This is a genomic window from Bradyrhizobium sp. cir1 (assembly GCF_014198245.1).
Classification (GTDB): Bacteria; Pseudomonadota; Alphaproteobacteria; order Rhizobiales; family Xanthobacteraceae; genus Bradyrhizobium.
Genome location: NZ_JACIHE010000012.1, coordinates 51,897 through 75,660, shown reverse-complemented (window position 1 = coordinate 75,660; position 23,764 = coordinate 51,897). Strand labels below are relative to the sequence as shown.

Here is a 23,764-nt window from a genome sequence, read left to right as displayed (position 1 = left end):
GTTATATGAGCCGATGGCGGGAGGGAGGCAAGATGGGCATGTACGTCGTCCTGGCGAAAAGCCAGGACCCATTACCACCAAGCCGAGTTGGTTTGCGCCGGCGTCTACCACCTGTGGCGGACAACAACCGCCGCGGAGTTTGGGTCCTGGCTTTCGCCAGGAGGACGACGGAGACTTACACCGCCATCTTCCGGTGCAGCACCGGCGCGCCGGTGGTGAGGCTTTCGGCCGCATCGATGATGGCGTTGGCATCGATGCCGTAGTGCCGATAAAGGTCCGCGATGCTGCCGGTCTGGCCGAACTGCTCGACGCCGAGCGCCTCGACGCGATGGCCGCGGACGCTGCCGAGCCAGCCGAGCGCGGACGGATGGCCGTCGATCACGGTGACGATGCCGCAGTCGCGCGGCAGCGGCGCCAGCAGTTTTTCGATGTGACTGAGATGCTGCACGCCGCGCCGGTCGCGCCGCAATTTTCGCGCGGCGGTCCACCCGGAGTGGAGACGGTCGGCCGAGGTGATCGCGAGCAGCCCGACGTCGCGGCGGCTTTCGCCGATGAAGCCGGTGGCCTCGATCGCCTCCGGCGCGATTGCGCCGGTATAGGCGATCACGACCTCGGCATTCGGGCCCGGCTTGCGCAGCCAGTAGGCGCCGTCCGTGATGCCCTGCGCAAGCTCCGGCGACATGATCCGCTGCGCCTGCTCGATCGAGCGCGTGGAGAGGCGCAAATACACCGAACCGCCCTCGCCTGGATCGCGCTGCATGTGGTCAAAACCCCAGCCCATGATCACGGCGAGCTCGTCGACGAAGGCCGGCTCGAACGAGGCAAGCCCGTCCTGCGCCATGCCAATCAGGGGCGTTGCGATCGACTGGTGCGCGCCGCCCTCGGGCGCGAGCGTGATGCCCGACGGCGTTGCCGCCACCATGAAGCGCGCATCCTGGTAGCAGGCATAGTTCAGCGCATCGAGCCCGCGCTCGATGAAGGGATCGTAGAGCGTGCCAACCGGCAGCAGCCGCGCGCCGTTGATCTGGTGCGAGAGGCCGAGCGCCGAGAGCATGATGAACAGGTTCATCTCGGCAATGCCGAGCTCGAGATGCTGGCCCTTGGGCGAAGCGTCCCAATTGTAGGTGGAGGGAATTTTCTCGCTACGGAATAAGTCCGCCTTCTCCGCGCGCGCGAACAGGCCGCGGCGATTCACCCAGGGCCCGAGATTGGTCGAGACTGTGACGTCGGGCGAGGTCGTGACGATGCGCTTGGCCAGCTCGCTGTCACCGCGCGCGATCTCGTTCAGCACGAGACCAAAGCCCTGCTGGGTCGACATCTGCGGCGACGGCTTGAAGGCGAGCTGCGCGGGCACCTCGATGACAGGCGCGGTCAGCCGGCGACCGTCCTGGTTGAACGGCACGCTAGCGAGGAACGCATCGAGCTCGGCAGCGGACTGCGCGAGGCCCTCGTATTTGTCCCATTCGTGGCCGGGACGAATGTTCTGGCTGTCGCGATATTTCTCCATCTGCGCGACCGTCATCAGGCCGGCGTGGTTGTCCTTGTGGCCCTGGAACGGCAGGCCGACGCCCTTGATGGTGTAGGCGATGAAGCAGACCGGGCGGTCGTGATCGACGGATTCGAACGCCTCCAGCATGCTCGCCATGTCGTGGCCGCCGAGATTCGACATCAGCGCCAGCAACTCCTCGTCGCTGCGCTTGTCGATCAGTTCAGTGATCGGCCCCTGATCGCCGATCTCGTCGTGCAGGTGCTTGCGGAAGGCCGCACCACCCTGGAAGCACAGCGCCGCATAGAGCGCGTTCGGGCAATTGTCGATCCAGCGCTTGAGCGCTTCGCCGCCGGGCTCGGCAAAGGCCTCGCGCATCAGGCGGCCGTATTTCACGATCACCACGTCCCAGCCGAAATTGCGGAACATGGTCTCGAACTTTTCCCACAGCCCCTCGCGCACGACGGCATCGAGCGACTGGCGGTTATAATCGACCACCCACCAGGTGTTGCGCAGGCCGTGCTTCCACCCTTCTGCGAGCGCTTCGAAGATGTTGCCCTCGTCCATCTCGGCATCACCGACGAGTGCGATCATCCGCCCCTCGCGACGATCCTTCATCCAGCCATGCGCCTTGACGTAGTCCTGCACCAGCGAAGAGAACAGCGTCTGCGCGACCCCGAGGCCGACCGAACCGGTGGAGAAATCGACGTCGTCGACGTCCTTGGTGCGCGACGGATACGACTGCGCCCCCTTGAAACCGCGAAAGTTCTCCAGCTTCTCGCGGCTCTGCCGGCCGAACAGATACTGGATGGCGTGGAACACCGGGCTCGCATGCGGCTTCACCGCGACGCGATCCTCGGGGCGCAGCACATGGAAATACAGCGCCGACATGATGGTCGCGAGCGAGGCGGACGAAGCCTGATGGCCGCCGACCTTGAGGCCATCAGCGTTAGAACGGATGTGGTTGGCGTGGTGGATGGTCCAGGACGACAGCCACAGCGCCTTGCGGCTGAGAGCGGTCAAGGTGTCGAGACGGGCGGAATCGACGGGCATGGCGATGCTCCGGAAATCTGATTCCGGGATCATACGCCTGCGAGCGGCGCCAAACTTCTCAATTTTTCGCGCCATACCCGTCAATATTGGGATATTTTACCAATGACCGCCCCAAGGAACAGGTTCCATCCCAATGCCCGCGCTCGACGCCATCGACCGAAAAATCCTCGCTTTGCTCCAGGCCGACAGCCGCATGACCATGCAGGAGCTCGCCGACAAGGTCGGGCTCTCGGTCTCGCCCTGCCACCGCCGGGTCAAGCTGCTGGAGGAGCGCGGCGTCATCTCGCGCTATGTCGCAACCGTCGACCAGAAGGCGCTGGGACTGCATGTCAGCGTGTTCATCTCGATCAAGCTGGCGCGACAGAAGGAGGAGGACCTCAACCGCTTTGCCCGCGCCATCTCGAAATGGGACGAGGTGCTGGAATGCTACCTGATGACCGGCAACCGCGACTATCTGCTGCGCGTGGTGGCTGCCGACCTCGCCTCCTACGAGACCTTCCTGAAGACCAAGCTGACCCGGCTCGACGGCATCGCCTCGATCGAGTCCAGCTTTGCGCTGAGCCAGGTGAAGTATTCGATTGCGCTGCCGGTGTGACCGCGGCTGTCACATTCGCGCAACAAACCCCGCCGATGGTCGTGGGCCTACTCGTATCCAAGCCGAGAGAAGGACCATGACAGACCGCACCGCCCAGACCGCCAAGCGCGAGCGCATCATCCAGGAGATGGCCGACGATCTCGACGAAGAGCTGGAGATGGAGCTGGACGACGCCCGTCTCGACGAGCTCCTGGACGAGACCGATACGCTGAACCCAACGGTCGACCGAAAACTCTATTTCCGGGAGCTGCTGCGGCTCCAGGGCGAGCTGGTCAAGCTGCAGGACTGGGTGCAGAGCGAGAAGAAGAAGGTCGTCGTGCTGTTCGAGGGCCGCGATTCCGCCGGCAAGGGCGGTGTCATCAAGCGCATCACGCAGCGCCTCAATCCGCGCATCTGCCGCGTCGCCGCGCTGCCCGCGCCGAGCGAGCGCGAACGGTCGCAATGGTACTTCCAGCGCTACGTGGCGCACCTGCCGGCCGGCGGCGAGATCGTGCTGTTCGACCGCAGCTGGTACAACCGCGCCGGCGTCGAGCGCGTGATGGGCTTCTGCTCGGAGGAGGAGTACCAGGAGTTCTTCAAGACAGTGCCGGAGTTCGAGCGGATGCTGATCCGCTCCGGCATCATCCTGGTCAAGTACTGGTTCTCGATCACCGACGACGAGCAGCAGTTTCGCTTCAGCATGCGCATCAAGGATCCGCTCAAGCAGTGGAAGCTGAGCCCGATGGACGTCGAGGCGCGCAGCCGCTGGGAGGCGTACACCAAGGCCAAGGAGACGATGCTGGAGCACACGCATCTTCCTGATACGCCGTGGTGGATCGTCGATGCCGTCGACAAGAAGCGCGCCCGGCTCAACTGCATCTCGCATCTGTTGACCCAGATCCCGTACCAGGAGGTCGCGCGCGTCCCGGTGGTGCTGCCGCCGCGCGTGCGCAATCCCGACTATCACCGCGGCCCGGTCCCGCCGGAGATGTACGTGCCGGCGAAGTATTGAGGTTTCGTAGGGTGGGTTAGCAGATCGGATGCGCGAAACGCATCTGATCGGCGTAACCCACCTCGTCTGTCACCGCGGCAAGAGAACAGGCGGGTTACGCCGTGCGGACTGCGCTTCGCGCAGCCGCAAGGCTAACCCACCCTACGACGCGAAAAATCAACGCCACGGCTGCACGATGATCTTGGTGTGGGCTTCAGGATTGGCGAGATCGGCGAAGGCCTTCGCGACGCCGTCGATGCCGACCTCGGCCGTCACCATCGCCGCGGCATCCACCTGCCCCTCGGCAATCAGCCGAAGTGACGCCGCAAATTCCTCCGGCGTGTAGCCGAGCACGTATTGGACGTTGAGCTCCTTCATGATGCCGATCATGGGCTCGCATCTGTCGGTCTCCATGCAGACGCCGACCACGACGATGCGCGCATCGCGCGGGGCGCCTTCGAACACCTGCTGCAACAGGCCGGGCACCCCGACGCATTCGAAGATGATCGCGGGCTTGAGCGCCGGCAGCATGGCCTGGAGCGGCGGCCGCGCCGCCTTCTCCGCCTCCGACATCTGCGCATGCGCGGCCCAGGTCGCGTAGGGCTGCGATACCCTGGGATCGACGACGATGTCGGCGCCGAGCTTTGCCGCGAGCGCGCGACGCGCCGGGGAATAGTCGGCTGCGACGATCGGATGCAGGCCCCTGATCTTCAGCGCGGCGATGACAGCGAGCCCGACCGGCCCGCAGCCAATCACCAGCGGCACCTCGCCGCCCCTGACGTTGGCCTTGGCCACGGCGTGAACACCGACTGCGAGCGGCTCGGTGAGCGCGGCGTGTTCCGGCGCAAGACCATCGGGCACTTCGAGCAGCAGCGCCTCGCTGAGCAGCATGGCCTCGGCATAACCGCCGATGTTGTCGTTGGAATAGCCGATGCCCTCGATACCCGCAGGCGTCACCAGCGCCGGCAGCGAACAGACGCGTGTGCCCGGCTTGAGCTTGCGCGCCGTGCCGGGGCCATAGTCGACGATCTCGCAGCAGAACTCATGGCCAAACACGACGTCGCGGGAGAGGTCCATCGGCTTGCGCCCGGTCTTCCGCGCCATCTCCACCATGCGGGGGGCGTGCTGGCGGGCATGCAAATCGGAGCCGCAGATGCCGCAGGCGAGCGTCCTGACCAGCACCTGGCCATTGCCGGGTTTCGGCTCGGCCATCTCGCCAACGACAATCTCACCGTTCCTGAAAATCGCGGCGCGCATCCGGCTCCTCCCTTATCGTTGGAGCCATTGATAGCACGACGCGAGATGCGCGAACTTGCGTCAGGCGTTCGGGGAACGCTCTTCCAGCACCAGCAGCTGGGCGCGGCGAACGCGCTCGCGATGGGCGATGTAGAGACCGCTGGCGACGATGAAGGCCGCGCCGACGATGGTCCAGATGCTCGGCACCTCGCCGAAGATGAAGAAGCCGAGAATGCTCACCCACAACAATTGCGAGTAGGAGAACGGCGCCAGCACCGAGGCATCGCCATAGCGATAGGCCAGCACGACGATCCACTGGCCGGCGGTCGAGGCGATGCCGATGAAGATGCCGAGTGCGATCGCGGTCCAGGACGGCGTCACCCAGACGAAGGGCACGATTGCGGTGAGGATCGCAAGGCCGGTCAGCGAGGAATAAGCCATGGTGGTGACGACGGCTTCGCGACCGCTCATCATCCGCGTCAAGATCAACGTACCGGCCCAGCAGGCCGCCGAGACCACCGGGAAGAAAGCTGCCGGATGAAATGCGCTGGTGCCCGGGCGCAGGATGATCAGCACGCCGACGAGGCCGAGTGCGGTCGCGAACCAGCGGCGCATGCCGACCTTCTCGCCGAGAAAGACGATCGAGAGCGCCGTGACGAACAGCGGCGCAACGAAGCCGGTGGCGGACGCTTCCGCGATCGGGAGGAAGCCGAGCCCCGTGATGAAGAACAGCGAGGAGCCGAGCAGCACCGCGCCACGCATCACGTGCAATCCGAGACGCTCGGTGCGCATCGAGTAATACGGCGAGGACCGCAGCATCACCGGCGTGAAGATCAGCGCGAAGGTGAGAAAGCGGATCCAGGTGATCTCGATCGACGGCAGGCTGGTCGACAGATATTTCGCGGCGGTGTCGGAGCAGCCGAGAAACACCGTCGACAGCAAAATCAGTGCGATGCCCTTGAACGGATGATCGACGCGCGCGGGTGCGCGGCGACCGACCTGCTTCCTCTCGGGCATAGGCACGGAAATACTATCGAGCCTTGCGGCTGCGGCTGGCGGCGGGGTCACGGCTGGAACTCGGGAAAAATGCGAATCGAGTGCGTTCGTAAAAAACGACAAATGCGCCGCTTTCACAACTTCCGAAAACAGGATGCCGATATGCGCAGACCGCCGCGCGCGTCAATACTCCATTAATATTGAGCGTTTGCTGCACTACAGCATGGGCAGGCTGCGCGGCTTCGGACCGCGCGGAAACGCCGCATCCAGCGCTGAAATCTCCTCTTTCGTCAGCACGAGATCGCCGGCTACCGCATTCTCGCCGGCATGTTCCGCCGACGAGGCCTTCGGAATCGCGAACACCGTAGTCGCACGGGTGAGGAAGCTCAGCGCGACCTGACGCGGTGTCGCACGACGCGCCTCCGCGATGCGCGCGAGCACCGCGCCGCCCTTGCTGTTGCTCGCCGGAAAATCGTCATGGCCGAACGGCGAATAGGCGACGACGGCAACGCCATGCTGCTCGCACCACGGGATCACCGCGTGCTCGATCGCACGCTCCTTCAGATGATAGAGCACCTGATTACAGGCGATGCGCCCTTCGCCCGAGACATCGAGAATCTCGTCGAGATCGTCAGCATCGAAATTGGAGACGCCCCAGGACTTGATCTTGCCTGATGTCACCAGTTCCTCCAAGGCGGCGACGGTGTCTTCGAGCGGATAGGAACCGCGCCAGTGCAGGAGATAACAATCGAGCCGATCGGTCTTCAGCCGCTTCAACGAGCGTTCGCAGGCCGCGATGGTGCCCCGGCGCGAGGCGTTGCTCGGCAGCACTTTCGAGACCAGGAACACCTCGTCGCGCCGGCCCGCGATCGCATCGGCAATGACGAGCTCGGCATCGCCATACATCTCGGCGGTGTCGATGTGGGTCATGCCGAGATCAAGCCCGTGCTGAAGCGCCGCGATCGCGCGCTTGCGATCGCCATGATCGAGATACCAGGTGCCCTGCCCGATGACGGAGACGTTGGCGTTGGCTTTGCCGAAGGGTTTTGTGTTCATGTTTATTCCTTCAGATGCTCTAGAGTCCGCCGATATCCGCCACCAGCACACTGCCAGTCGCAGACTCCGTGATATAGAGCCGATCCCTGTTTTCGCCACCGATCGCAACATTGGTGCAATTCGGTCCCGCGCACGACTTGATCCGCGCGATCAGTTCCCCGTTCGGCGCGAACACGAAGACATGACCGAGCGAGGCGTGGCCGACGAACAGACGCCCCTTCGCATCCATGGTCATACCATCAGGACCGCTGGTGCCGAACAGCGAGCAGAAGCGGCCGACCTTGGACACGCAGCCGTCCTTCATGAACGGCAGCCGCCACACCGCATTGTCGCGCGTCATGGCGACGAACAGCACGGTTTCGGTTGGATCGAGCACGAGGCCGTTCGGACTGATGCCGGTGTCGAGCAGGCAATCCAGCCGGCCGTTCGATGCCAACCGATAGACCCGGCCGCTCGGATCGTGCAGGCCGGTCTGGCCCTGGTCGGTGAAATAGATGTCGCCGTTCGACGCGAGATGCAGATCGTTGCAGCCGCGGAACGATTCCGAATTGCGCGCGGTCAGGATGGGCTTGATCCGCCCTCCCGTCGCATCGAGCTCCATGATGCCATGCATGTAGTCGGCGACCAGGATATGGCCGTCGGCTGCGATCTTCAGTCCGTTCGGCCAGCCCTCATATTCGATTACGAGTGACCATTCGCCGTCAGGCGCAATGCGGAAGATGCGGCCGAAGGGAATGTCGACGACGTAGAGATTGCCGTCCCTGTCGAATGACGGCCCTTCGATGAAGCTGTCGGTCGCAACACCCGGGCGGTTGGCGTCAGCCCAATCAGTCCGCTCGCCCTTGCGGCGGAACTTGTCGGGCATTGCGGAGAACAGCCTGGTCTCGATCAGGCGCGGGGGCGTTTCCAGGTACATCATTGTTTTTGTGCGCGTTGAGGGGAGAGCGCGGCACCATACGGCACATTAGCGGGCGCGTCGATTGGCGCGGGCGGCATGCCGCCTCGCCCTCACTGTCATTCCCCGCGAAAGCGGGGAATCCAGTACGCCGCGGCCTCACCGCTTAGTCAAAGATGTCTCGGCGTACTGGATCGCCCGGTCAAGCCGGGCGATGACAGCGGAATATTCGGCGACGCCCCAGAAAGCCAGCCCTACCCAGCCGCGCCCGCGACCTTCGCCTGCTGCGCAGGCAACTCCGTCGTCGCGATCAGGCGCTTCAGCTCGGGGATGCAGGAGCCGCAATTGGTGCCGGCCTTGAGCTTGGCGCCGATCTCGGCGGCGGTGCGCGCGCCGCCGGCGATGGTGTCGCAGATGGTGCCGCGGCCGACGCCGAAGCAGGCGCAGACGATCGGGCCGGTCGAGGCGGCGCCTTCGCTGGACTTACCTGACAGCAGCGTGCGGCGCTGGTCGTCGGTGACCTGATCGGCGACGAACAGGCTCTTCACCACCTCCCAATCGCCGGCGTCGTGCGCGGGTCCGACGAACAGGCAGGTCTCGATGCGATCGCCTGCAAACGAAGCCGCACGATAGACGCCGCCGCCGAAGTCGCGGTACTCGGCGACGTCCTCGCCGGCGACGCCGTCGAGCCAGGCCGGCCAGCGGGCGAGGTCCGCGTTGTCGGCAAAGAGGTAGCCGAAGCCGCCGGCCACCGTGACGCGGGTCCACAACAGGTTCTGCGGCAGGTCGAGCTGCTTGCGCGACAGCGCGAAGCCGCGGAAGACGAATTCGTAGGGCGCGATCGCGGCCGGTGTCGCTTTGGCTTCCGGCTGCCCCGAGAATGGATCCGTGAAGGACTGCACCAGCGCACCGACGCGGCCGTGCGAGGCGTTCATCGCGCTCCAGTGGATCGGCACGAACAGCGTGCCGCGCTGCTGCCGTTCGCTGACGACGACCTTCAGGATGCACTGGCCGTAATCGGTGGTGATGCGGGCATAGCCGTCATGGGCGATGCCGTATTTGCCGGCGTCGTCGGGATGAATCTCGACGAACGGCTCGGGCAGATGCGCGCCCAGCCGCTGGCTGAGGCCCGTGCGCGTCATGGTGTGCCACTGGTCGCGGATGCGCCCGGTGTTGAGCCGCAGCGGCCGCGAGGGACCGGTCTCGCCACGCAGCGTCGGCACCTCCGGCGCAATGAAGCGGCCCTTGCCGTCATTGGTGAAGAAGCCGCCTTGCGCGAAGAAACGTTCGCCCGGCAAAGCGCCTTCGCGCGCCGGCCACTGCACCGGCCTCAAGGCGTCGAACGCTTCGTCCGACAGCGAGGTCAGCGCGCCGATGTCGAAATCGCGGCTGCCATTGTTCTCGAAGGCCGAGAGAGCGGCGTGCTCGCGGAAGATATCGGCGGCCGATCTGTAATTAAAACTCTCGCCGAAGCCGAGACGCTTTGCGGTCTCGCTCAGGATCCACCAATCGGGGCGCGCCTCGCCCGGCGCGGGCAGGAACGAGCGCTGGCGCGAGATGCGCCGCTCGGAATTGGTCACCGTGCCCGACTTCTCGCCCCAGGCGAGCGCCGGCAGCAGCACGTGCGGGCCGGCTTCGACGGTGTCGTTGGAGAGCACGTTCTCGGAGACCACGAACAGCTCGAGCTTCTTCAGGGCGTCGCGGACCATGTCGGCGTCGGGCAGCGACACCGCCGGATTGGTCCCCATCACCCACAGCGCCTTGACCTCGCCGCGGTTGATGGCCTCGAACAGCTGCACCGCCTTCAATCCCTCATGGGTGGCGATGCGCGGCGCCTTCCAGAACCGCCTGACGCGGTCGATGTCGGGCGGCGTGAAGCCCATATGGGCGGCGAGCATATTGGCGAGCCCGCCGACCTCACGGCCGCCCATCGCGTTGGGCTGGCCGGTGAGCGAGAACGGCGAGGCACCGGGCTTGCCGATGCGGCCCGTGGCGAGATGGCAGTTCAGGATCGCGTTAACCTTGTCGGTGCCCTGCGCCGACTGGTTGACCCCTTGCGAATACAGCGTGACGACCTTCTCGGTGTCACGGAACATCTTGAAGAAGGTGGCGACGTCCTGCTCGGAGAGGCCCGTGGCAAGCGCCGTCGCGCCGACGCTGCCGGCGATGTTGCGCGCGCGCGCCAGCGCATCGTCGAAACCGCTGGTGTTCTGCGCGATGTAGTCCCGATCGAGCACGCCGTTGTCGGCGAGGTGGACGAACAGGCCGGAGAACAGCGCGGTGTCGGTGCCGGGCTTGAGGCCAAGGAACAGATCGACGTCGCTTGCGGTGTCGGTGCGGCGCGGATCGATCACGATCATGCGCGCGCCGCGCTCCTGCCTGTTCTTCAGCATGCGCTGGAACAGCACGGGATGGCACCAGGCCGCATTCGAGCCGACGAAGACCAGCAGATCGGCCTGGTCGAGATCCTCGTAGCAGCCGGGCACGGTGTCGGCGCCGAAGGCGCGGCGGTGGCCGGCGACCGAGGACGACATGCAGAGCCGCGAATTGGTGTCGACGTTCGCCGTGCCGACAAAACCCTTCATCAGCTTGTTGGCGACGTAATAGTCCTCGGTGAGGAGCTGGCCGGAGAGATAGAACGCGACCGCATCGGCGCCGTCGCGGGCCACGATGTGCTGCATGCGATGGGCGACGTGGTCGAGCGCATCGCTCCAGGCGACGCGCTCCAGCACGCCCTTGCAGCGGATCATGGGATAGAGCAGCCGGCTCTCGAGCCCGACGGTCTCGCCGAGCGCCGAGCCCTTGGAGCACAGCCGGCCGAAATTGGCGGGATGATCGGGATCGCCAGCGATCGCGGCGCCGCCCTTGCCGTCGGGTGTTGCCAGCACGCCGCAGCCGACGCCGCAATAGGGGCATGTCGTTCGGGTCGCGCGGAGGTTCGGATCGATCGCCGTCATATCAAGCCGCTTTCGAAGGCTGCGCAAGCGCGCGGCCGAACATCATGTCGGTGCGGATCGCCGCAACCTTGTCGCGATTGCGGATCAGCTCGAGATACCAGAGCGCATCGATTGTATCGCCGATCAGCACCGCGCCGGTGAGCCGGCCGTCGGCGATCACGAGCTTCTTGTAGGTGCCGCGCCTGCGGTCTGACAGCACAAGGCTCTCGCTGCCCTCTCCGCCCATGAAGTCGCCCGCGGAGAACACGCTGACGCCGGAGACCTTGAGGTTGGTCGAGACCACGCTGCCCTGATAGGCGGCGGGCCGGCCGGCGAGATGCCGCGCCAGCACGCGCGCCTGCTCGTAGGCGGGCTCGACCAGGCCATAGCAGGTGCCGCGATGCTCGGCGCATTCGCCGAGCGCGAAGATGTCGGACGAGGAGGTCTGCATCACATCGTTGACGACAACGCCGCGATTGACCGCAATCCCCGCCTCCTTCGCCAGCGCAACGTTCGGCCTGATGCCGGCGGCGAAGATCACCGCATCGGCTTCGATCCGGCTGCCGTCGGCAAGCTCGACGGCCTCGACGTGGCCGTCGCCATGGATGCACTTCGTGCTGGCATTGAGCAGAATGCGGATGCCCTTGCGCTCGACCAGCGTCTTGAGCAGGTCGGCCGCGGGTGCATCGAGCTGGCGCTCCATCAGCCGGTCCATCAGATGCAGCAGCGTCACCGGCGCGCCGGCCTTGGCGAGGCCGTAGGCGGCTTCGAGGCCGAGCAGACCGCCGCCGACCACGACGACGCGCTTCTTCGCGGCCGCGAGCGTCAGCAGCAGGTCGACATCGCGCGTATCGCGAAACGTGTGCACGCCGGCAAGATCGGCGCCCGGCACGTTGAGCCGCAGCGGCGTCGATCCCGTGGCGAGCACGAGCTTGGAATATTCCATACTCTCTTCGCCGGCGATCTTGAGCTCGCGGCGGCCGGTGTCGATCTCGGTGACGCGATAGCCGTAGCGCACAGTGATGCCGCGTTCGCGCCACCAGTCGGCCGGCCTGAGCTCGATCTCGTGCGAACCGGTCTCGCCGGCCAGCACGGAGGAGAGCAGCACGCGATTGTAAGCGAGCCGCGGCTCATCGCCGATGACGGCAACCGCGTAGCGGCCGAGTGCGGTCTTGGCGAGTTCGTCGACAAGCCGCGCGGCCGCCATACCGTTACCGACGATGACCAGCGGTTCACTCACAAGGCATCTCCTATTCGGCGGCCTGCGCCTGTGCGCCGTAGGCCTCGGAAATCATGTAGCCGGACAACACGCCGTAGGCGTCGGTCCAGGCGGCAGCGAGTTCGGGCGTCCAGGCTTCGCCAAGACCCTTCTCGAGGGTCCACAGCAAGGTCGCGCCGACCACGGGGTAGTGCTCGGCCTTGGCGCCATAGGCGACGTGACGCTTGGCGAGCGCCGAGGCCGCGGGAAGAATCGTCTCGAGGTTCGACAGGCCGCCGACCACGGCGGCGAGCATGCCCATCAGCTTCTTGCGCTGCTCGGTCATGTCCTCGGGAAACATCACGCGCACGGACGGCGCCACCTCGAACAGGCGATCGTAGAACAACACCGCGGCGGCTTCCGAAATCGGCGCGACCTTGGCGAAGCTCTGCTGAATGAGGGTAATCTGTTCGGGCGTCATAATGTTCTCCTGTCTGTTTCGGTCTGCCTTTGTCCGCGCCGTTGCGGACAAGGTTCATGGGTCAAACGTCATCAGAGAGTCTTCTCCCCGCGTACGGGGAGAAGCGAGATTCGTACCAAGTGTCAGACTCGCGCTTCGGCGAGGCCCGCCGCGCCCTCACCCTGCGGGCTGCGACGCAGATAGAACCACCAGGTCAGGCCGAGGCAGGAGGCGTAGAAGGCGAGATAGATCGCGAGCGCGAGCTGCGGGCCGCCGGTCAGGGCGATCGACTTGCCGAAGCCGCTCGGGATCAGATAGCCGCCGACGGCACCGATCGCGCCGATGAAGCCGACCGCCGCGCCGCTCTCGATGCTCGCCGTTTTCAGGGCAGCGCTGCGCGCCGCATCGCCCTTGCCGCGCACCTTGAACAGGTTCTGCTCGCGGAAGATCGAGGGGATCATGCGGTAGGTGGAGCCGTTGCCGATGCCCGTCGTCACGAACAGGATCAGGAACATCGACAGGAAGCCGATGAAGTCCTTGTGCCCGACGAAATAGAGCGCACCAACCGTCGCAGCCGCCATCGCGATGAAATTCCAGAAGGTGATGACCGAGCCGCCGATCCTGTCGGCGAGCCAGCCGCCGAAGGGACGCGACAGCGACCCGACCAGCGGCCCGAGGAAGGCGATCGAGATCGTCACCGACGGAAACTGCGTCTTGAGCAGCAACGGGAACGCCGCGGAGTAGCCGATGAAGGACCCGAACGTGCCGATATAGAGGTACGCCATGATCCAGGTGTGCTTGCGCTTGACCACCGCGAGCTGATTCCTGACCGACGACTTGGCCGTGGTCAGGTTGTTCATGAAGAACACCGCGCCGAACACCGCGATCGCGATCGGCAGCACCCACATCAGACCGGCATTCTGGAGATAGATGCCGTCGACGGGGCTTGCCTGGAACAGGTTGATGACGGCGAGCGTCATCAGGATCGGGGTCAAGAGCTGCACGCTGGAGACACCGATATTGCCGCCGGCGGCGTTGAGCCCCAGCGCCCAGCCCTTCATCCGGTCGGGGAAGAAGAAGGAGATGTTGGTCATGCTGGAGGCGAAATTGCCGCCGCCAAGGCCGGCGGTGGAGGCGACCAGCAGCATCAGCCAGAACGGCGTATCGGGCTGGCTGACGAAATAGGCCAGCGACAGCGTCGGGATGAACAGGATCGCCGCGCTGAAGATGGTCCAGTTGCGACCGCCGAAGGTCGTCACCGCGAAGGTGTAGGGAAAGCGCATGAAGGCGCCGATCAGCCCAGGCACCGCAACCAGCTGGAACAGCTGGTCCGTGCTGTAGTGGAAGCCCGCCAGCGGCAGCTTGGTGGTTACGATGCTCCAGATCAGCCAGACCGAGAAGCCGATATGTTCAGCCACGATCGACCAGATCAGGTTACGCCGGGCGATGGTCTTGCCGCCCGCATTCCAGAACGCCTCATCTTCGGGGCGCCAGTCAGAAATCCAAGTCTGACTTAGAGACGAATTCTTGGTCATACATTATCCCTTCCAGTCTCACCGCTGCGTCGTTGCAGGCTCTGCCGCCGGTCACGGAGGCGCGCTCCGGGGCTTCACCCCGGTGGCGAGTTCACGATGCTGATTGATGATGTTGAGGGACGTCGTCGTTGGCGTCGCGCAAATGCACTTCAATTTCCGTGCCAGTTGCGCGCATGCTGGAAATGCTGGGTTTTCAGGACGTTATTCGTATTGCCCGAAGTTTTTGCAGGACTTTCTCGCACGCTGAATTTGCGCTTCGCTCAATCCTTGTGCGACGCACAAGGATTGGGCTTGATGTCGATTATTTGGGCGCGGGCATCTTTCTTCGTTTACGCGGCCTCAACGAAGCGATGACGCTCGTAGAGGAATTCGAGCACGCGCTGCCGGCACTTCAGATAGGTGGTGTTGGTCGCGAGCTCGAGCCGCTTGCGGGGGCGCGCCAGCGGCACCTCCAGCACCTCGCCGATGCGCGCGCTCGGCCCGTTCGTCATCATCACGATGCGGTCAGACAAGAGCACGGCCTCGTCGACGTCGTGGGTGATCATCAGGATGGTGTTGCCGAGCTTCTGATGCAGCGCCATCACCGAATCCTGCAAATGCGCCCGCGTCAGCGCATCGAGCGCGCCGAACGGCTCATCCAGCAGCAGCACCTTCGGCTCCATCGCCAGCGCCCGCGCGATGCCGACGCGCTGCTTCATGCCGCCGGAGATTTCCGAGGGACGCTTATCCCTGGCATGGGCCATCTGCACCAGGTTGAGATTGTGCATCACCCAGGCGTCGCGCTCGGCCTTCGTCTTGGTCCTGGCGAACACCTTGTCGACGCCGAGCCTGACGTTCTCGTAGACGGTGAGCCACGGCAGCAGGCTGTGGTTCTGGAACACCACCGCGCGATCGGGACCCGGCGAGTTGACCTCGCGGTTCTCCAGCAGCACGCCGCCGGTGGTGGCGGTCGTGAGCCCGGCGATGATGTTGAGCAGGGTCGACTTGCCGCAGCCGGAGTGGCCGATGATCGAGACGTATTGCCCCTTCTCGATCGTCAGGTTGATGTCCTTCAGTACCTCGGTCGTCGCAGCGCCACGGGTAAAAATCTTGTCGATGTGATCGAGCTTCAGATAGGCGGTCATGTGTCCCTACTCCTTAGCTTGTCGCGGTGCCGCGGGTGACGACCTTGCCGAGGCCCGCGATCAGGCGGTCCAGCACGAAGCCGACGATGCCGACATAAAACAGCGCCAGGATGATCTCGCTGATATGCGAGGAGTTCCAGGCATCCCAGATGAAGAAGCCGATGCCGACGCCGCCGATCAGCATTTCCGCGGCGACGATCGCCAGCCACGACAAGCCGATGCCGATGCGCAGGCCGGTGAAGATGTAGGGCGCGGCCGCCGGGATCATGATCTTGGAGAAGAACTCGAGCGGGTTGAGCTGCACCACCGCGGCGACGTTGCGGTAGTCCTGCGGAATGTTGCGGATGCCGACCGCGGTGTTGATGATGATCGGCCAGATCGAGGTGATGAAGATGACGAAGATCGCCGAGGGCTGGCCGTCGCGGAACGCGGCGAGCGAGAGTGGCAGCCAGGCGAGCGGCGGAATGGTGCGCAGCACCTGGAACAGCGGATCGAGCCCGCGCATCGCCCAGACCGATTGCCCGACCAGCACGCCGAGCGCGATGCCGGCGATCGCCGAGAGCGAATAGCCGAGCGCGACGCGCTGGAGACTGGCGGAGAGATGCCAGAACAGGCCCTTGTCGATGCCGCCATGGTCGAAGAACGGATCGAAGATCAGCTCCTTGGTATCCTTGAACACTCTGGACGGCGGCGGCAGCGCCGAGCCGGCGCGGCGGCAGACCAGCTCCCACACCAGCGTCAGCAGCGCGAGCACGACCAGCGGCGGGATGACGCGCACGGCGGTTTCCCTTGCCATCCGTGCGTAGGCCTCACTGCGCGGCGGACGCTTCGGCGTCATCGCGACGACCGGTGCGGCGGCGGCCGCCGGCGTCGCGGTCTCGACCTCAATCTTCGTGGCAGGCATGTTCATCGCAATATCTCTCCGGCTGCAAAGGACGACGCGGCCGCCCAATGGGGCGGCCGCTGGCTCCATCAGACTTCGACGCGCTTGATTGCGAGCGACTTCAGATAGGCAGCCGGATTTTCGGGATCGAACACCTTGCCGTCGAAGAAGGTCTCCTTGCCGCGCGAGGTGGAGGTCGGGATGTCGGCGGCGGCGACGCCGAGCGTCTTGGCCGCGTCCTTCCAGAGATCCTCGCGGTTGACCTTGGCGATCAGCGCCTTGCTGTCGAAACCGGCCTCGTATTTGCCCCAGCGGATGTCCTCGGTCATGAACCAGAGATCGTGGCTCTGGAACGGATATGAGGCATGATCACGCCAATACTTCATGATGTGCGGCGAGTTCTCGACCACCTTGCCGGGGAGGCCGTAGTCGAACTTGCCCTTGGCGCGGTCGGCGATGTCCTCGACAGGACAGTTGATCCACTGCCGCTTGCCCATGATGGTGGCGAGTTCTTCCTTGTTCTCCATCTTGTCGGCCCATTGCTGGGCCTCCATCACCGCCATGAGGATTGCCTTTGCGGCCTTCGGGTTCTTGTCGACCCAGGCAGCGCGCATGCCGAGCGATTTTTCCGGATGCTTGCTCCAGATCTCGCCGGTGTTGACGGCGGTATAGCCGATGCCCTGGTGGACCAGCTGCCCGGGCCAGGGCTCGCCGACGCAGAACGCGTCCATGGTGCCGACCTTCATGTTCGCCACCATCTGCGGCGGCGGCACGGTGATGGTCTCGACGTCCTTGTCGGGGTCGATGCCGCCGGCGGCGAGCCAGTAGCGGATCCAGAGATCATGCGTACCGCCCGGGAAGGTCATCGCGACCTTGGCCGACTTGCCTTCGGCCTTCTTCTTCTCGAACGCGGCCTTGAGCACCGAGGCGTCCGCGCCGACCTTGAGATCGGCATATTCCTTGGCGACCGAGATGCACTGGGCGTCGAGATTGAGCCGCGCCAGGAGGTACATCGGCGTCGGCTGGTTGTTCTGCGTCACCTTGCCGGCCGAGATCAGGTACGGCATGGGGGTGAGGATATGCGCGCCGTCGATGCCATTGCCTTCGGAGCCGAGCACGAGGTTGTCGCGCGTGGTGCCCCAGGAGGCCTGCTTCTGCACGTCAGTGTCAGGCATGCCGTGCTTGGCGAAGAAGCCCTTGTCCTTGGCGACGAAGAGCGGACCGGCATCGCTCAGCGCGATGAAGCCGAGCTTGGCGCCCTTGACCTCGGGCCCTCCATCCTGCGCGAAGGCGCCGGCGGGGAAATTGAGTTTGGCGGCGGCGAGAAGGGCAGCGGTAGAGCCAGCGGCTTTCAACAATTGACGGCGGCTGAGGCCAGTCTCGGAGGGCCGGCGGATGCGCTTGGTCATCGGTAATGTCGTCCTTTTGCGTCGTTGCGGAATGATTGCGTCAGTGCGCACGAGCAGCCCGTCCGTCCGTGACGCTCCAAAAGAGCGCATGCGAACGCGCGACGGGGAGACCCCCGTTCGGGTGGCGTCAGCAATTCGGATGAGAAGTCTCGCGGGACGGCTTCAATGGCGTCGGCCGGGAAACATTCAAGCTTCATGCCAAGCCTAACGCCGTCAAAAGCACCAAAAAAACAATATGTTATGGACGCCGCGCCAGACTGTCGCAGGCCCGTCCCGCTCGCGAAACTTGCGATCTGCCCAATACTTGTGCGACGCACAAACATTGTGCAGGCGCCCAAGCAAAAGGCGGCGCGGCGCGCGAAGGTCATCGCATAGCAGGACGCATCTAACTGATCTTACTTGCTTTTTCGGCCTACATGCCGCGGCACGCAACTTGCTTCTTCATTTGCGTCAACGAAGACTGCGGCTTGCCGCATTGTTGCAGCCTCTGCCGGCTGCATCCCGGAAGCTCAACTGCTTCGCGGCCCTCCCCGGCTCAGTTTGTCGTGACGCGATTCCCAAGGCTTCCAGACTTTCCATAGCCCTCGTGCGCGGCAGAGCCGTCCGCACGGCCAAAACGTTCAGCCGCGCTCTCTTCGGGAGGGCGTGTCGATCTCACTTACGAAGCAAAAGGAACCCTTGATGTCGTATCTCGCGCCTTCGGAATTCGTCACCAAGATGGTGGATGCGGGCGAGTCCAAGATCTTCATGTCCACCCGGGATACCATGATCCGGGCCTACATGGCCGGCGCGATCCTCGCCCTCGCCGCATGGTTCGCCGTCACGATCAACGTGAACACCGGTCAGCCACTGATCGGCGCACTGCTGTTCCCGGTTGGCTTCGTCATGCTCTATTTGCTGGGCTTCGACCTCTTGACCGGCGTGTTCGTGCTCTCCCCGCTCGCCTTGATCGACAAGCGCCCGGGCGTCACCCTCGGTGGCGTGCTGCGCAACTGGGGCCTCGTCTTCGTCGGCAACTTCGCCGGCGCCTTCACGGTGGCCTTCATGATGGCCTTTGTCACGACCTTCGGCTTCACCCAGGCCCCCGACAAGGTCGGCGCGGCGATCGGCAATATCGGCGAAGGCCGCACGCTGGGCTATGCCGCGCACGGTGCAGCCGGCATGGCGACGCTGTTCATGCGCGGCATGCTCTGCAACTGGATGGTCTCGACCGGCGTCGTCGGCGCCATGATCTCGACCTCGGTCCCCGGCAAGGTCATCGCGATGTGGATGCCGATCCTGGTGTTCTTCTACATGGTGTTCGAGCATTCCGTCGTGAACATGTTCCTGTTCCCGTCGGGCCTGATGCTGCACGCCAAGTTCTCGATCATGGACTATCTGATCTGGAACGAGATCCCGACCGTGCTCGGCAACCTCGTCGGCGGCCTCGCCTTCACCGGCATGACCCTCTACGCCACCCACGTCATGACCCTGCCGAAGCGCCAGGCCGACAAGGCTGCGAAGCCCCGCATCGCGGCCTGATCGAATACGTCTCGACAGGGGAGCCTCGCCCGATCAGGGTGAGGCTCCCCTTTGCTCGCAGGGCTATCGCACGCGAAAAGCGGTTCCTGCGGCCCATCCTTCGAGACGCCCGCCTCTGGCGGGCCCTCAGGATGAGGGCGGAGTGTGCGGCAGCAGTTTCAACGTCGACCGATGCCGATTAGCCTCATCCTGAGGAGACCGCGGAGCGGTCGTCTCGAAGGACGAGGCGCGCGCTCAGGCCGTCGCCAGGAAGCCATATGCGATAGCCATGCCTTTACCGGTGATGACGATGTCCCGCGGACTCCAGATCTCGGTCGGCCAGCACTCAGACAGGGGTCGCAAGCCCGTCAACCAGGATTTTCACGGCGTCCTGATTCCGGAAGAGCCGCTGCTCAGCCTGAAGGGCATCGCGGCGGTCCTCGCCGACGGCATCTCCAGCAGCACGGTGAGCCAGATCGCCAGCGAGTCGGCGGTCAAGAGCTTCCTGATGGACTATTACTGCACGTCGGAATCCTGGACAGTGAAGACCTCCGCCCGCCGCGTGCTGGAGGCGACCAATTCCTGGCTGCATGCGCAGACCCGCAAGAGCCAATATGCCTATGACCGCGACAAGGGCTATGTCTGCACCCTCAGCGCCATGGTCATCAAGGCGGCCACCGCACACATCTTCCATGTCGGCGACTGCCGCATCTACCGCGTCGCCGGCAAGGCGCTGGAGCAGCTGACCGACGATCACCGGATCATCGTGTCATCGGAGCAGACCTATCTCGGCCGCGCGCTCGGCATCAATCCGCAGCTCGAGATCGACTATCAGACGGTCGAGATCCAGGCCGGCGACACCTTCCTGCTGGCAACGGACGGTGCGTACGAATTCGTCGAGCCGCGTTTCGTCACGAGCGCGATCAACGAGCATGCAGCCGAACTCGACAGGGCGGCGAAGGCGATCGTCGAGGAGGCCTATCGGCGCGGCAGCGACGACAACATCACCGTGCAGATCCTGCGCATCGACGCAACGCCGGAGGAATCCGGCGTTTTCGATCGGAGCTCGACGCTGCCGCTGCCGCCTCTGCTGGAGCCGCGGGCGATGTTCGATGGCTACCGGATTGTCAGGGAGATCCACGGCAGCAGCCGCAGCCACATCTATCTCGCCGTCGATGCGGACACCGAGGAAACGGTCGCGCTCAAGATTCCGTCGATCGACCTGCGCGACAACCAGGCTTATCTGAAACGTTTCCTGATGGAGGAATGGATCGCGCGGCGGATCGACAGTCCGTACGTGCTCAAGCCGCGGTCGAGAACGACGCGGCGCAACTATCTTTACGTCGCGACCGAGTTCGTCGAGGGGCAGACGCTGCGGCAGTGGATGCTCGACAACCCCCGTCCCGATCTGGAGACGGTGCGCAGGATCATCGAGCAGATCGCCACCGGGCTTCGCGCCTTCCACCGGATGGAGATGCTGCACCAGGATCTCAGGCCCGACAACGTCCTGATCGACAAGACCGGCACCGCGAAGATCATCGACTTCGGATCGGTCAGGGTCGCAGGCGTCGCTGAAGCTGCGCCGAGATCGGCTGACGCGGAAATTCTCGGCACGGTCCAGTACACGGCGCCGGAGTATTTCCTGGGCGAAGGCGGATCGCCCCGGTCCGACATGTTCTCGCTGGCCGCCATCTGCTACCAGATGCTCACCGGGCATCTGCCCTACGGCGCCCAGCTTGCTAAAATCCGGGGACGATCGGACGCGTGGAAATTGCGATACCGCCCCGCAGTCGATGCCGAGCGGGGCATCCCGGGCTGGATCGACGGCGCGCTGAGGAAAGCGCTGCATCCCGATCCCTACAAGCGCCACGAAGACCTCTCCGAGTTCGTCTTCGAGCTCAGAAATCCCAATCCGGCCTATCTGAACACGCGAACCACGCCCCTGCTGGAGCGCAATCCGCTGCTGTTCTGGAAGCTGACCACGGCGATCCTCGCCTGCGCGGTCATCGTGCTGCTCGCAGCGCTCCGGCTGCGATAACCGGATCACGCCGGCTCTGCCGCCTTCACCCCCAGCGGCTTCGGCGCCATGCCGCCGCCCGGCTTGAGGTGGAATTCGTAGGTCATCAGATGCCACCGCCCGCTCGCCTTAGTGCCGTCAGGCATCACCGGCTCGTTGCGCGGCTCGACCTTGGCCACCAGGTCGTCCTTCACGCCGAACACCACGTCGGAATCGAGATATTTGTCGCCATCCATGAAGACGTGGGTGATCAGCGGCTCGTAACCCTTCGCATTGACGAGGAAGTGCACATGCGCCGGACGCATCGGATGGCGTTTGGTCTGCACAATCATCTCGCCGACAGGACCGTCGGTCGGGATCGGATAGCTGCACGGCAAAATGGTGCGGAAGAAGAAGCGGCCATCATCATCGGTGATGAAGCGCGCCCGCGCCGAGGCGCCGACCTCGTCATAATTTGGCTTCTGTGAATCGTAGAATCCGTCGTCATCGGCATGCCAGACATCGACGGGAACGCCTGCGAGCGGCTTTCCCTTCAGATCCGTGACGCGGCTCTGCACGAACATCCGCTCGCCCGTCTGATTGTTCGGCGAGATGTCGGTGCCATGCGCAGTCACCTTGTGCTCGCCGACATAGAACGGCCCGAGCACTGTCGTTTGGGTCGCGCCCTCGCGGTCGCGGTGGTTGACGGCGTCGACCAGCATGGAGACGCCGAGCACGTCGGACAGCAGGATGAATTCCTGGCGGGTATCGGTGCATTTTTGCCCCGTCCGGGTCAGGAAATCGATGGCGTATTCCCATTCCTCGAAGGTGAGACCGGTCTTGCTCACGTAATCGTGCAGCGACTTCACCAATTCCTGGAGCAGGAATTTTGCCCGCGGGTTCGGCGTCTGGTCGAAGCTTTTGACGACGGCTTCGGTGAGGTCGGTCTCGTTGAACTGGGTCATGGTGCGTTGCCCTCGCGTTTTTCTCGTTGGCCCGGACGGGCTCACTGGAGGCGTTCCAAGGTGGAGTCTACACCAGTCGGCCGCCCCGCGTTAAGCGCGACCGGCTTGGAATGAGCCCGCCATTTGGCTATCACCATGGTCGAGAAACTGCCCGGAGGAACCGATGCTCGCACCCACCCCCGCCTCGCCCGAATCCGTCGGCATGTCCAAGGCTGCGCTCGACCGCGTCGATGCGCATCTGAAGAAGCGGTACATCGATGCCGGCCGTTTCCCGGGCACGCAGCTCCTGGTCTATCGCCGCGGCAAGATCGCCCACAGCTCGGTGCAGGGCCTCGCCGATGTCGAGCGCAAGGTGCCGGTGAAGGACGACACCATCTACCGCATCTATTCCATGACCAAGCCGCTCACCAGCGTCGCCTTCATGATGCTGGTCGAGGAGGGCCTCGTCGCGATCGACGAGCCTGTCGCCAAATACATTCCGGAATGGACGGATCTCGGCGTGTTCGTCGCCGGCACTGCACCTTCCTTCCTGACCCGGCCGCCATCGCGGCCGATGCTGATCGTCGACCTGCTGCGCCACACCTCCGGCCTCACCTACGGCTTCCAGCAGCGTTCCAATGTCGACGCCGCCTATCGCGCCGAGAAACTCGGCGAGGTTGAGAAGTCGGGCACGCTCCAGACCATGATCGAGGGGCTGGCGAAAATCCCGCTGGAATTCTCGCCGGGCGAGGCCTGGAACTATTCGGTCGCGACCGACGTGATCGGCTATCTCATCGGCAAGATCTCAGGCGTGCCGTTCGAGCAGTTCCTGAAGGCACGCATTCTCGATCCGCTCGGCATGACCGACACCGATTTCCACGTCCCGGCCTCCAAGGCGCACCGCCTCGCGGCCTGCTATTCGGCGGACCCGGGCGGCGGCATGACCTTCCATGCCGGCCAGCGCCGCGAGGGGCTGACGCTTCAGGACGATCCGACGACGAGCTCGTTCCTGTCCCCGCCTTCCTTCATCTCCGGCGGCGGCGGATTGTGCTCGACGGCCGCCGACTATCTCACCTTCTGCCGCGCGCTGCTCAACGGCGGCGCGCTCGGCGGCGTCAGGCTGATCGGGCCGAAGACGCTGGCGCTGATGACGACCAACCACATTCCGGGCGGCCGTGCGCTGCCGGAAGTGTCGCGCTCGCTGTTCTCGGAAGCCGCCTATAACGGCATCGGCTTCGGCCTCGGCTTCGCCGTGACCATGCGCCCGGCCGAGACGCTGATCGCCGGCAGCCCCGGCGAATACAATTGGGGCGGCGCGGCCACGACCTCGTTCTGGATCGATCCGGCCGAGGAGCTGATCACCATCTTCATGACGCAGGTGCTGCCGTCGAGCGCCTATCCGCTCCGCCGCGAGCTGCGCAGCATGGTCTACGCCGCGATCACCGAGAGCAATCTGTAACCGTTGAACCGATCCCGCGGCCGACGGCCGCGG

Annotated in this window: 18 protein-coding genes; 5 read left to right on the top strand and 13 right to left on the bottom strand. The window is 64.5% G+C overall.

The genetic code is table 11. From position 1 onward, the window contains the following. Window positions 1-175: 175 nt before the first annotated feature. Complete coding sequence (locus GGD63_RS23505) at window positions 176-2,539, bottom strand: transketolase (protein WP_183245527.1); 2,364 nt, start codon at window positions 2,537-2,539, stop codon at window positions 176-178. Window positions 2,540-2,672: 133 nt separating this feature from the next. On the opposite strand from GGD63_RS23505, the gene GGD63_RS23500 reads away from it, so the two are divergent. Then, window positions 2,673-3,134: an Lrp/AsnC family transcriptional regulator gene (locus GGD63_RS23500; protein ID WP_183245526.1), complete on the top strand. Its 462-nt coding sequence runs from the start codon at window positions 2,673-2,675 to the stop codon at window positions 3,132-3,134. Between the two features lie 76 nt (window positions 3,135-3,210). Then, window positions 3,211-4,125 carry a polyphosphate kinase 2 gene (gene ppk2 / locus GGD63_RS23495; RefSeq protein ID WP_183245525.1) on the top strand — a complete coding sequence of 305 codons (915 nt, stop codon included), beginning with the start codon at window positions 3,211-3,213 and terminating at the stop codon, window positions 4,123-4,125. 156 nt (window positions 4,126-4,281) lie between these two features. On the opposite strand, the gene GGD63_RS23490 is transcribed toward ppk2, so the two are convergent. From GGD63_RS23490 to GGD63_RS23440, 11 genes are all read right to left on the bottom strand, one after another. Further along, window positions 4,282-5,361, bottom strand: a complete 1,080-nt coding sequence (locus GGD63_RS23490) for a zinc-binding dehydrogenase (protein ID WP_183245524.1) — start codon at window positions 5,359-5,361, stop codon at window positions 4,282-4,284. A 60-nt stretch (window positions 5,362-5,421) separates the two neighbouring features. Beyond that, window positions 5,422-6,363 carry a DMT family transporter gene (locus tag GGD63_RS23485; RefSeq protein WP_183245523.1) on the bottom strand — a complete coding sequence of 314 codons (942 nt, stop codon included), beginning with the start codon at window positions 6,361-6,363 and terminating at the stop codon, window positions 5,422-5,424. Window positions 6,364-6,552: 189 nt separating this feature from the next. Beyond that, a complete protein-coding gene (locus GGD63_RS23480) occupies window positions 6,553-7,392 on the bottom strand; it encodes an aldo/keto reductase (RefSeq protein WP_183245522.1) in 840 nt (279 codons plus the stop codon). A gap of 19 nt (window positions 7,393-7,411) precedes the next feature. Further along, window positions 7,412-8,308 carry an SMP-30/gluconolactonase/LRE family protein gene (locus GGD63_RS23475; protein WP_183245657.1) on the bottom strand — a complete coding sequence of 299 codons (897 nt, stop codon included), beginning with the start codon at window positions 8,306-8,308 and terminating at the stop codon, window positions 7,412-7,414. Between the two features lie 233 nt (window positions 8,309-8,541). After that, window positions 8,542-11,244, bottom strand: a complete 2,703-nt coding sequence (locus tag GGD63_RS23470; RefSeq protein WP_183245521.1) for a nitrate reductase — start codon at window positions 11,242-11,244, stop codon at window positions 8,542-8,544. A 1-nt stretch (window position 11,245) separates the two neighbouring features. Then, the gene (locus GGD63_RS23465; RefSeq protein ID WP_183245520.1) at window positions 11,246-12,463 is read right to left on the bottom strand and encodes an FAD-dependent oxidoreductase; all 1,218 of its coding nucleotides are present in this window, start codon (window positions 12,461-12,463) and stop codon (window positions 11,246-11,248) included. A gap of 10 nt (window positions 12,464-12,473) precedes the next feature. Then, window positions 12,474-12,902 carry a globin family protein gene (locus tag GGD63_RS23460; protein ID WP_183245519.1) on the bottom strand — a complete coding sequence of 143 codons (429 nt, stop codon included), beginning with the start codon at window positions 12,900-12,902 and terminating at the stop codon, window positions 12,474-12,476. Between the two features lie 122 nt (window positions 12,903-13,024). After that, complete coding sequence (locus GGD63_RS23455; RefSeq protein ID WP_183245518.1) at window positions 13,025-14,416, bottom strand: MFS transporter; 1,392 nt, start codon at window positions 14,414-14,416, stop codon at window positions 13,025-13,027. Between the two features lie 329 nt (window positions 14,417-14,745). Next, on the bottom strand, window positions 14,746-15,540 hold the full coding sequence (locus GGD63_RS23450) for an ABC transporter ATP-binding protein (protein ID WP_183245517.1): 795 nt from the start codon (window positions 15,538-15,540) through the stop codon (window positions 14,746-14,748). A 13-nt stretch (window positions 15,541-15,553) separates the two neighbouring features. After that, window positions 15,554-16,450, bottom strand: a complete 897-nt coding sequence (ntrB, locus tag GGD63_RS23445; RefSeq protein ID WP_183245516.1) for a nitrate ABC transporter permease — start codon at window positions 16,448-16,450, stop codon at window positions 15,554-15,556. 62 nt (window positions 16,451-16,512) lie between these two features. Beyond that, a complete protein-coding gene (locus GGD63_RS23440) occupies window positions 16,513-17,832 on the bottom strand; it encodes a CmpA/NrtA family ABC transporter substrate-binding protein (RefSeq protein WP_183245515.1) in 1,320 nt (439 codons plus the stop codon). 681 nt (window positions 17,833-18,513) lie between these two features. On the opposite strand from GGD63_RS23440, the gene GGD63_RS23435 reads away from it, so the two are divergent. Beyond that, window positions 18,514-19,353 (top strand): formate/nitrite transporter family protein, encoded by an 840-nt coding sequence (locus GGD63_RS23435; RefSeq protein ID WP_183245514.1) that lies wholly within the window; start codon window positions 18,514-18,516, stop codon window positions 19,351-19,353. Between the two features lie 283 nt (window positions 19,354-19,636). Continuing rightward, entirely contained in the window at window positions 19,637-21,370 is a 1,734-nt protein-coding gene (locus GGD63_RS23430; RefSeq protein WP_183245656.1) for a bifunctional protein-serine/threonine kinase/phosphatase, read from the top strand. Between the two features lie 5 nt (window positions 21,371-21,375). On the opposite strand, the gene GGD63_RS23425 is transcribed toward GGD63_RS23430, so the two are convergent. Beyond that, window positions 21,376-22,293 (bottom strand): intradiol ring-cleavage dioxygenase, encoded by a 918-nt coding sequence (locus tag GGD63_RS23425; protein ID WP_183245513.1) that lies wholly within the window; start codon window positions 22,291-22,293, stop codon window positions 21,376-21,378. Between the two features lie 163 nt (window positions 22,294-22,456). Here GGD63_RS23425 and GGD63_RS23420 point away from each other — a divergent pair, with 163 nt between their 5' ends. Then, window positions 22,457-23,731 carry a serine hydrolase gene (locus GGD63_RS23420; RefSeq protein ID WP_183245512.1) on the top strand — a complete coding sequence of 425 codons (1,275 nt, stop codon included), beginning with the start codon at window positions 22,457-22,459 and terminating at the stop codon, window positions 23,729-23,731. Window positions 23,732-23,764 lie beyond the last annotated feature (33 nt).